The sequence below is a fragment of the Polyangium fumosum genome, assembly GCF_005144585.1.
Lineage (GTDB): Bacteria > Myxococcota_A > Polyangia > Polyangiales > Polyangiaceae > Polyangium > Polyangium fumosum.
Genome location: NZ_SSMQ01000146.1, coordinates 1 through 10,981, shown reverse-complemented (window position 1 = coordinate 10,981; position 10,981 = coordinate 1). Strand labels below are relative to the sequence as shown.

Below are 10,981 nucleotides of genomic sequence, written 5' to 3'. Positions count from 1 at the left end.
CCGGATCCCCGACCTTCGCTCGATCCGAAACCTCGCTGAGCTTCATGGGCACACTGCCGCGAGGTGTGACACCGAGGTACCGCAGCGCCATCTCGCCGATGCGTCGGAACACCGGCGCGGCGACCGACCACGCCCGGGCGCGGGACGCGGAAGCTGCGGTGCTAGCGGAAACGGCGGCGGAGGCTTATGGTTTCGCCCGCGGTGGCCCGTGCCCTGGTCTTGCCGACCGGGTGCGTCCGTGGGGACGGAGAGAGGGACGAAGAGAGGGGCACCGAGGACCGGGAGTCGGTGCCTTTCATGTACACGCTGACCGAGACGCTCTCCGATCATGACGGCGTCGCCGTGTCGCGGGGACGTCGGGATGCCGATCAACGTCCGGTGATCGTCAAGGTGCTCGATCCGCGGCGATGCCGGCCCAGGGATCTCGAGCGCCTGCGAAATGAGTACGAGATGGGCAGGACGCTCGACCTCCCCGCGGTCGCGAAGCCGCTCGCGCTCGAATCGATCGAAGGGTCGCCGGCCCTGATCACGGAGGACGGGGGCGGCGTGCCGCTCTCGGACCTCCTCGGGGCGCCGATGGCCGTGGAGAGGTTTCTCCCGCTCGCGGTGGCCATCGCGCAGGCCGTCGCGGAGATCCACGCGGAGAACGTCATCCACAAGGCCCTCGAGCCGGCGAGCATCCTCGTCCATCCCGCGACGGGCGCCGTGCAGATTGCCGACTTCGGGATCGCCTCGCGCCTCCCTCGCGAACCGCAGGCCGCGCAGCCGCTGCGCCTGATCGAAGGCTCCTTGCCTTACCTGTCGCCGGAGCAGACAGGACGCATGAACCGGGCGATCGACCCTCGCTCCGACCTCTATTCCCTCGGCGTCACGTTCTACGAGATGTTGACGGGCCGGCCGCCTTTCCAGGCGACGGACGCCCTGGAGTGGGTGCACTGCCACATCGCTCGATCGCCCGCCTCCCCCGCGGAGCTCGTGCCGGCCGTGCCGGAGGCGCTCGCGCGGATCGTCCTGAAGCTGCTCGCCAAGGTCGCCGAGGAGCGCTACCAGAGCGCCACAGGGCTCCGGCACGATCTCGCGTGTTGCCTCGACGCGTGGCGAAAGGCGGGCCGGATCGAGCCGTTTTCCCTGGGCGAGCGCGATGTCGCGGACCATTTTCAGGTCCCCCAGAAGCTTTATGGCCGCGACGAGGAGCTTGCCGTGCTCCTCGGGGCGTTCGGACGGGTCGTCGCCACGGGCGCCCCCGAATTCCTGCTCGTCTCCGGCTACTCCGGCGTCGGCAAATCGTCCCTCGTGCATGAGCTTTACAAGCCGGTCTTCCGCGCGCAGGGCCTCCTCGTCTCGGGGAAGTTCGATCAATACAAGCGCGACATTCCCTACGCCACGATCGCCCAGGCCTTCCGGGACCTCGTGGGCGAGCTGCTCGCCCAGACCGACGAGCGCATCGAGGCCTTTCGGCAGCGGCTGCGCGCCGCGCTCGGGGCGAACGGTCAGCTCATCGTCGACGTGATTCCTCAGATCGAGCTCGTCATCGGCCGGCAGCCGCCCGTCCCGGCTTTGCCCCTCGCCGAGGCGCAGAACCGCTTCCACATGGTCTTCCGGCAGCTCGTCTCCGTGTTCGCCCGCGAGGAGCACCCCGTGGCCGTCTTTCTCGACGATCTGCAATGGGTGGACGCCGCGAGCCTCGAGCTGCTCGAGCACCTCCTCACGCACCCCGACACGAGGTACCTCTTCCTGATCGGCGCCTACCGCGACAACGAGGTCAGCCCCGCGGATCCGCTCGTGCACATGCTCGACGAGGTGAAACGGAGCGGCGTCGCCGTGCGAGACATCGTCCTCGCTCCGCTCTCCCCCGCGCACGTGGCCGAGCTCGTCGCGGATACGGCCCACCGCCGCGCCGAGGAGGTCACGCCGCTCGCGGCGCTCGTGCACCAGAAGACCGCCGGCAATCCTTTTTTCGCGATCCAGTTCCTCACGACGCTGCACCAGGAGCATTTGATCACGTTCGATCCGCGAGCGGCATGCTGGACGTGGGACGTCGTCAAGATCCAGGCGAAGAACTACGCCGACAACGTCGTCGACCTGATGGTGGCGAAATTGCGCCGCCTCGCGGCGACCACGCAGGACGTCATGAAGGTCGCCGCCTGCGTCGGGAACATCGCGGAGACGCACGTCCTATCGATGCTCGACGGCCGATCGGAAGGCGAGACCCACGCCGCGTTATGGGAGGCGGTCCGGGAGGGGCTCGTCCTGCGCCTCGACGGCACGTACAAGTTCCTCCACGATCGCGTGCAGGAGGCGGCGCGTTCGCTCATCCCGGAGGACGAGCGGGCCCTCTTGCACCTCCGGATCGGCCGGCTGCTCGTCGCCCGCGCGTCCCGGGAGGAGCTCGAAGAGGGGATCTTCGACATCGCCAACCAGCACAACCTCGGCGCGTCCTTGCTCGCGTCCCGCGAGGAGAAGGATCACGTCGCCGAGCTCAACCTGAGGGCCGGGAAGAAGGCCAAAGCATCCACGGCCTACCTCTCGGCCATCAAGTATTTCTCGGCGGGCATGGCGCTGCTCGCCTCCGATGGCTGGGAGCGCCAGTACGATCTCACGTTCGGCCTCCACCTGGAGTGCGCCGAGAGCGAGGTCGCGAGCGGCGGGTTCACCGCGGCCGAGGGCTTGCTCTCGGTGGTCCTCGGCCACGCGCGGACGAACGTCGATCACGCGCGGGCGACGTGCGTGAAAGTCTATCTGCACACGATCCAGGATCAATACGACGAGGCTGTCGCGGCGGCGATCACGGGCCTTCGTCCCTTCGGGATCGTCCTGTCACCGCACCCGAGCCGAGACCAGGTCGACCAGGAATACGGGCGGATCTGGCAGATGCTCGGCGAGCGGCGGATCGAGGATCTGATCGACCTGCCGCTCATGACCGATCCCGACGGCAAGGCGGCCCTCGACATCCTGGTGGCCATCAATTCGCCGGCGCTCTACACCGACGAGAACCTCGTCTGCTTGACGACCTGCCATAGCGTGAACTTGAGCCTCCAGCATGGCAATGCCGCCGGGTCGAGCTTCGCGTATGTATTCTTCGGCATGCTGCTCGGGCCCGCGTTCAGCCAGTATCGCCTGGGGTTTCGTTTCGGGAAGCTGGGCTATGATCTGGTCGAGACGCGCGGCTTGACCGGCTACAAGGCGAAGGTGCTCCTCGAGTTCTTCCTCCTCTCGTACTGGGCGCGACCGGCCTCCACACGCCGGGCCCTGGTCGACAGCGCCTTCGCCGCGGCGCTGGAGGTCGGCGACGTGACGTTCGCCTGTTATGCGGGCAATAATCTCATCACGTTCCTCATCGTGAAAGGGGAGCGATTGGAGGAGGTCCATCGCGAGTCCGAGCGGGCGCTCTCGTTCGCGCGCAAGGCGAAGTTCGGCGCGTTCGAGGGCGTCATCGTCGTCCAGCAGCGCCTCCTCCAGAACCTCCGCGGCCTCACCGCCCATTTCGGGTCATTCAACGGCGCGGGGTTCGACGAGGCGGAGCACGAGGCCCTCCTCGCCAAGCGTGAGGCGAGCATGGCGATCGCCGTCTGCTGGTACTACGTCTGGAAGACCCAGGCGCGCTTCCTGTCCGGCGATCACGAGGAGGCGGCCCTTGCGGCGACGAAGGCCCGCTCGCTCCTCTGGTCCTGCCCTTCGTTCGACGAGGTCTCGGAGTGTCATTATTATGGAGCGCTCGCGCTCGCGGCCCGGTATCACAAGACGCCGCCCGAGGAGCAGGCGGACGCCATGGCGACCCTGCGCGCCGATCAGCAGGCGTTCCGTGTGTGGGCGGACAACTGCCCCGAGAGCTTTTTCAACAAGTATGCCCTCGTCTCGGCCGAGATCGCCCGCATCGAGGGGAGTGATCAAGAAGCGATGCGGCTCTACGAGCAGGCCATCCGCTCGGCGCGGGAGAACGACTTCGTGCAGAACGAAGGGATCTCGTGGGAGCTCGCCGCCCGGTTTTATCGGGATCGGGGGTTCGTGTTCATCGCCGACACCTATTTCCGCGAGGCCCGCGCCTGTTATGAGCGCTGGGGCGCCGACGGGAAGGTGCGCAGCCTCGACCGAATGCATCCGCACCTGCTCGAACAAAGGCCCGGCGCGCCGAGGGCCACCCTGGCCGTGCGGGTCGAGCAGCTCGATCTCCTCGCCGTGGTCAAGGCGTCGCAGATCATCTCGGGCGAGATCGTAGAGGAGAAGCTCATCCACACGCTGCTCCGGGTCGTGCTCGAACAAGGGGGGGCGCAGAAGGCCTACCTGCTCCTCGTCCGCGGCGGCGCGTTGGGCATCGAAGCGGAGGCCACGCTCGACGCCGAGGGGGCGCGCGCGAGGATGCTCCCGTTCCTGCCCGTCGAATCCCCGGCGCTCGTGCCTGCGTCCATCGTGCACTACGTGCGCCGCACGAAGGAGCGCCAGATCCTCGACGACGCCAGCGCCGAAGCGGGCAGGTTTTTCTCGGACGAATACATCGTGCGGGTCAAGCCGCGCTCGGTGCTTTGTTTGCCGATCCTCCGGAAGGCCGAGGTGTTCGGCCTGCTCTACCTCGAAAACAACCTCGTCCCGGGGGCCTTCACGGCCGAGCGGCTCAGCGCCCTCGAGCTCGTGGCTTCGCAGGCCGCGATCTCCATGGAAAACGCCCGGCTCCTCGCCAGCGAGCAAGCCGCGCGGCAGGCGGCCGAGCAGGACGAGCGCCGCGCGGCCTTCTTCGCGGAAGCCAGCGAGGTCCTCGGCGCGTCGCTCGAACACGAGCAGGTCCTCCGCTCCCTCGCCGATCTCTGTGTCCGTGGCCTCGCCGATTGGTGCGTGATCGACATCGTCGACCACGGGCGCATCCGGCGGGTCTCGGGGGTCCACAAGAACCCGGAGAAGACGCCGCTGCTCGAAGAGCTTCAGCGGCGGTATCCGCCCTCGCCGGGCTCGCCCCACCCCGCGGCGCGGGTGATACGGAGCGGGGAGCCGCTCCTCATGTCGGACATCGACGAGGCGACGTTACGCGCAAACAGCGTGGACGCGGAGCATGGCAGGATCCTGCGTGAACTCGGGACCCAGATGGCCATGTACGTGCCGCTGCTCGCGCGGGGGCAGATCCTCGGCGCGGTGACCCTCGTCTCCGCCGCGCGGGACCGCCCGTACGGGGCCGTGGATCTCGGGGTGGCCGAGGAGCTCGCGCACCGCGCCGCGATCGCCATGGAGAACGCGCAGCACTACCACGCGACGCAGGAGGCCGTCCGGATACGCGACGAGTTCCTCGCGGTCGCCTCCCACGAGCTGCGCACCCCCATGACGTCGCTGGGGCTCTCGCTTCAATCCCTGCTGCGGACGACCCGCGCGGAGACGCCCACGAATCGCAAGACGACCGAGGATCTGATCTTGCGGGCCTGTCGCCAGAGCGATCGGATGAACCGGCTCATCGAGGAGCTCCTGGACGTCTCGCGGTTCGATGCCGGGCAGATCACGCTGGAGACCACGGCGTTCGATCTCACCGCCCTCGTCCGGGAGGTGGTCGCGCACTTCGATCTGGATCTGAAGCGGTCGCGATGTCCGGTCCGGATCCAGGGCGACGCGGCCGTCGTGGGGGTGTGGGATCACGCCCGCCTCGAACAGGTCCTCACGAACCTCCTCGCCAATGCGATCAAGTTCGGCGCCGGCAAACCCATCACCATCGGCGTCCGCAAGGAGGCCGGCAGCGCGAGGCTCGTGGTCGCGGACCAGGGGATCGGGATCGCGCCGGAGCAGCAGGCCCGTATTTTCGAGCGCTTCGGGCGCGCCGTCCCGGTGCGCCATTATGGGGGGCTCGGGCTCGGCCTGTACATCTGCCGCCGGATCGCCGAGGCCCACGGCGGCTCGATCCGCGTCGAGAGCGGCGAGGGCGTCGGATCGACGTTCGTGCTCGACCTTCCCTGCGGCCTGTAGGCGCTCAGGGGGCTTCGGTCGTCGGCGCGAGCGTTCGGCAGAGGATGTCGACGACGAACGCGACGTAGGCGTGGTTCTCGGACCGGTCGAAGCCCTGGTTCGAGAGGTGCTGGTGGAAGGGCCGAAACTGGAGCGAGCCGAGGAAGAGGTCGGCCGCGTGCTCCGGCGGGACCGGGCGCAAGAGGCCACGCGCGATCGCACGGGAGAACCACGCCGCGATCTCGCGGCGCGCGCGGACGGGGGGCAGATCCTCCCGCCGTTCGGCCGCGGACTCGGCGTGCATGCCGGCCGAGCGCAGCACCGCGAGGCACGGGACGATGTGTTCGAGGAACGCGAAGATCTCCTCGGCGAGCTCGTGGAGCTGGGTGCGCGCGTCGCGATCGTCGGGGCCCGCGCGCGCCCGGGCCATCCACGGCTGCTCGGGTGAAGGCATGAGCGCGGCGCGCAGGAGCTGCTCCTTCGTGCCGAAGCGCTGGAACAGCACCCCGTGCGAGATGCCGAGCCGCTCCGCGATGAGCGTCGTCGAGACCGCGGCGCCGTGTTCCAGAAAACACGCACGCGCCTCTTCGAGGATCTGTGTGTCCGTTGTGTTGCGCGGGCGTGGCATTTCTGAGTAGCCTGTCACTTATTAACCCAGGGGGGCAAGTTCGCTGCGCCCCACCGCCCCGCCAGCGTCCTTCTGGCGAGAGGACGAGGAGCCACATCATGACGATCCATCGCTTGAACGAGCTGTCCCGCGCACATCTCTCCACGGCGGGCGGCAAAGGCGCGAACCTCGGCGAGCTGATGCGCCTCGGGCTCTCCGTGCCGGACGGGTTCGTCGTGAGCGCCGAGGCGTATGCCGAGCACGCGCGTGCATGGGAGCTCGCCGAGCGCCTCGCGCCGCACCTCGCGACGCAGAGCTGGGAGGCGGCGGCCGCCGCGGCGGCCGAGCTCTTCGAGAAGGGCGCGCTCTTGCCCGGGCTCGAGCACGCGGTGCGCGAGGCGTATCGTGCGCTCGGCGCGCCCCGGGTCGCGGTTCGATCCTCGGCCACGGCGGAGGACCTCGCCGACGCCTCGTTCGCGGGCCAGCACGAGACCTTCCTCGACATCGCAGGCGAAGACGAGCTCGTCTCCGCGCTGCGGCGGTGCTGGGCGTCGCTCTGGAGCCCGCGCGCCCTCGGCTACCGGGCGGCGCGCGGCGTGGATCACCTGGGGGTCGACATCGCGGTCGTCGTGCAGCGTATGGTGGCGGCCGATTTCGCCGGCGTCCTGTTCACGGTCGACCCGGTGGCCCAGCGCGCCGACCGGATGCTCCTGGAGGTCGCGCCGGGGCTCGGCGAAGCGGTGGTCTCGGGACACACGACCGGCGACGTGTACCGCCTGCGGCGCGAGCCCCTCGGGATCGACGAGCGCGAGCGCCGCGTGCCAGGGCGCCCCGCGCCGAGCGATAGCCTCGTGCTCCGCTTGAGCCGCCTCGGGCTCGACCTGGAGGCCCATTTCGGCTGCCCGCAGGACGTGGAGTTCGCCTTCGAGGGGGACGCCGTCTACCTCCTCCAGTCGCGCCCCATCACGACCCTCGGCGCGGCCGAGATCGAGCCGCTCCCGCCGCCCCCGAAGCTCACCCGCTTGCAGCAGAGGATGCTCGAAGCGAACGACAACGACCGGTTCCCCATCGCCCCGAAGCCGATCGACCAATGGGGCTTCCGTATGGTGATCCCCGCGCTCGTCAATGCCGTGCGTGTCCTCGGGCTCGACATCGACGAGGCCGACGAGCGCGCGGTGATGGACCAGGTGTGGCGGGAGTTCTTCGTCCTGCCCTCGCCGCGCCCCACCTTCCGGATCTTGGGGTTGCCCCAGCGGGTCGCGGCGGGCCTGCGCCAGGATTGGCTCGGGTGGTGGGAGACCGAGGCGTTCGGGCGAATCCGCGAGGCCTGCGCGCCGGTGGATCTCCGCGCGCTCGACGACGCCGCGCTCCTCCGCCGCGCCGATCACATCGAGGCGACCACGCGCGAGATCCTGGTGAAGCGGTTCGAGGGGATCCTCACCCAGCTCGCCGCGGTCGCCCTGCGGCTCCCGGTCACCGTCGCCGTGGGAAGGAAGCGGGCCGAGGCCCTCATGGGCGACCTCGTCTCGGGCCTGCACACCCGGACGTCCGAGGTCAACCTCGCGCTCTACCACCTCGCGCGCAAAGCCACGAACGCGGGGCCGGAGGTGTTTCTCGCGATTCGCGAGGGGCACCCCGAGGAGCTCCGCGCGTCGGAGGCGGGCCGCGCCTTCCTCGCCGAGGTCGAGGCCTTCCTGGAGGAGCATGGGCACCGGGAGAGCACGGGCTTGTATCTCTCGGCGCCGACCTGGCGGCAGGATCCCGCGCCCATGTGGGGGCTTTTGCGCGGCCTGCTCGACGCGACCGAGCCGCCCTCCGAGGAGGCCGGGTACAAGCGCTACGAAGCGGCGGTCGAAGAGGTCACCCGCGGGATTCGTTTCGTGCCGGGGCTTTCGGGCTCGTTCCGCGGCACGCTGGAGCGGCTGCGGAAGACGATCGTCTTCCGGGAGCGCTCGCATTTCGATCTGGCCCGCGTGTTCTCGGCGATGCAGGCGATCGTGGCTGAAATCGCGCGTCGCCTCCACGAGCGTGGCCACCTGCCGAGCCCCGACGATATTTTCTACCTGACGGAGGCGGAGATCCGGGCGTGGCTCCGCGAGGGGCCGCCGCCGTTCTCCGAGGTGAAGCGGCTCGTGCAGCGCAGGCGCGCGACGTACGGCGTGGTCAACGGGAAATGGCAGAAGCGGGCGTTCGAGGTAGGCGCGGAGGGCGCCTCGGACAGCGAGCTGCGCGGCACCGGGGCCTCGTCCGGGGTGGTCCGAGGCCGGGCGCGTATCATCCGCGACGAGCGCGAGTTCGGACGCCTGAAGCCGGGGGAGATCCTGGTCTGCCGGTACACGAACCCCGCGTGGACGCCGCTCTTCACCCTCGCCGCGGGCGTCGTGACGGACACCGGCGGCGCGGCCTCGCACGCGGCCATCGTCGCGCGCGAGTATGGCATCCCCGCGGTGCTCGGGGCCGCCGGCGCCACGGCGCGCATCACGGAGGGCCAGGAGATCCTCGTCGACGGCACGGAGGGCCGCGTGCTCCTGCTGCGCCTGGGCGTCACGGGCGAGGTCGCCTATGCCTGAGCCCTCGGCGCGCCTGCCGGTGCGGCTGCTCGTGGCCCTCGCGCTGTCGGCGGCGCTCGGGCCGCTCAACTCCACGATGGTCGCCGTGGCGCTGCCCGAGATGTCGCGCACGCTCCCGGCCGACTCCGGCGCGCTCCGGCAGGCGCTCGTGACGAGTTATCTCCTCACGAACATCGTCCTGCAAAGCCCCGGCGGAAAACTCGGCGATCGCCTCGGCCACCGGCGGGCGCTCGGTCTCGGGCAGCTCCTCTTGGCGGCCGGCGCCGCGCTCGCCTACTTCTGGCCCGTGCTCCCTGCCCTCTCGGTGGCGCGTATCGTGATGGCGGCGGGCGGCGCGATCCTGGCCCCGAGCGCGACGGCCCTGCTCCGCACGGAATTGCCCCCCGAGCTGCGCGGGCGTGCGTTTGGAGCGTTTGGCGCGGTCATGGGCATCGCGGCGGGCACCGGGCCGACGATCGGCGCGCAGCTCGTCGGGCACTTCGGCTGGACGTCGATTTTCCTCGTGAACGTTCCGGTCTTGCTCCTCGCCGCCGCGCTCGCGCACCTCGGGGCGCCGGCGGCTTCGCGGGCGCCGGCCGCGCCCCGCGCGCGCTTCGACCTCCTCGGGTCGATCCTGCTCGGCGCTGCGCTCGCGGCGCTCGTCCTCGGCCTCGAGCGGACGCACCTGCGCTGGGCGGCGGTGGTCGGCGCGCTCGGCTTCGTGCCCTTCGTTTTATGGGAGCGGCGCGTCGCGGATCCCGTCGTCGACTTCTCTCTGTTCAAGCAGCGCGCGTTCGTGGGGGGCAGCCTGATCATCGCGCTCCAGAACTTCGCGATGTATTCGACGATCTTCGAGCTCCCGCAGGTGGCCGGCAGGCTCTTCCACGTCGGTCCCCGCGACGTCGGCGCGGTGCTCCTCTCGATGATGGGCACGATGGTTTTGACCTCGCCTTTTGCGGGGCGCGGGACCGATCGATTCGGGGCGCGGGCGGTGGCGCTCGTCGGCTGCTCGCTGGCCCTCGCCGGCACGGCCTTGCTCGCGCTGCGGCCCTTGCACGCGCTCTCCGACGCGATTCCGGCGCTCGTGATGCTCGGCGCGGGCCTCGGCCTCTCGTCGGCGCCTTCGCAATCTGCGGCGATGAGCGACATCCCGCGGGAGAAAAGCGGAATGGCCGCCGGTCTCACCTCGACGATGCGTTATCTCGGAGGCGTCGCCGGCCTCACGGTGCTCGGCCTCGTCCTCACGGATCGCCCGGCGCCGGACGTGATCATGCACGAACACACCACGGCCATGTCCATCTATGGCGCGGCGCTGCTGCTGACGCTCGGCTGCACCTTCCTCCTTCCCGGCCGCGCGGCCGCGCCCGCGCCTGCCGCCAGCGCACGCTGAAACGCTCTCGATCCGCTCAGGGAGCCCCTTCCACCGACATCCACCAACCCGCCGCACCCTACTATCGCCTCTGGTTCCTCTCCAGACATCGCCTCCGCACCTTCTGGCAGGGTGCATTCGTATTGTGCACATACGGCCTGCGCCCACCACCAGGGTCTCTGGACGATGTCCCCATGCACCCCACCGCTACCGTCAGGGTATCTCTCCGACACGGACAGGCCGCCCGGACCCTTCCGGAGGGTATCGCGACGAGGAGATTCGACGCCCGCGAGCCAGCCTCCGGTTGCCTCTACGAGACGGACATCGTTCCCCGAGGCATATCGAGGTTGGCTCCTGCCCATCCATCGAGCAAAAGCAACCACGTCGAGGGTGGATCGTCGCCTCATGGAAGGCAGAGACAGGCCCTCGCAGGCCCTCGTTGGTCTTGTCGCTTCGTGGAATGGCCCCCGGCCGTGGTCCGAGAACGAGAGGGAGGTAGGGCGCGGAGCCCGCTCCAGGGGGGGCGAGGCTTTTCCAGGG

At 69.6% G+C, this 10,981-nt stretch carries 4 protein-coding genes; 3 read left to right on the top strand and 1 reads right to left on the bottom strand.

All coding sequences use genetic code 11. From position 1 onward, the window contains the following. Positions 1–297: 297 nt before the first annotated feature. Positions 298–5,937 carry a sensor histidine kinase gene (locus E8A74_RS50870; protein ID WP_136936452.1) on the top strand — a complete coding sequence of 1,880 codons (5,640 nt, stop codon included), beginning with the start codon at positions 298–300 and terminating at the stop codon, positions 5,935–5,937. Between the two features lie 4 nt (positions 5,938–5,941). On the opposite strand, the gene E8A74_RS50865 is transcribed toward E8A74_RS50870, so the two are convergent. Beyond that, positions 5,942–6,544, bottom strand: coding sequence for a TetR/AcrR family transcriptional regulator (locus E8A74_RS50865; RefSeq protein WP_136936451.1), 603 nt, complete (start codon positions 6,542–6,544; stop codon positions 5,942–5,944). A gap of 98 nt (positions 6,545–6,642) precedes the next feature. Here E8A74_RS50865 and E8A74_RS50860 point away from each other — a divergent pair, with 98 nt between their 5' ends. Further along, positions 6,643–9,093: a PEP/pyruvate-binding domain-containing protein gene (locus tag E8A74_RS50860; RefSeq protein ID WP_232380113.1), complete on the top strand. Its 2,451-nt coding sequence runs from the start codon at positions 6,643–6,645 to the stop codon at positions 9,091–9,093. Continuing rightward, the gene (locus E8A74_RS50855; RefSeq protein WP_136936450.1) at positions 9,086–10,462 is read left to right on the top strand and encodes an MFS transporter; all 1,377 of its coding nucleotides are present in this window, start codon (positions 9,086–9,088) and stop codon (positions 10,460–10,462) included. The genes E8A74_RS50860 and E8A74_RS50855 overlap by 8 nt, the downstream gene beginning before the upstream one ends. Positions 10,463–10,981 lie beyond the last annotated feature (519 nt).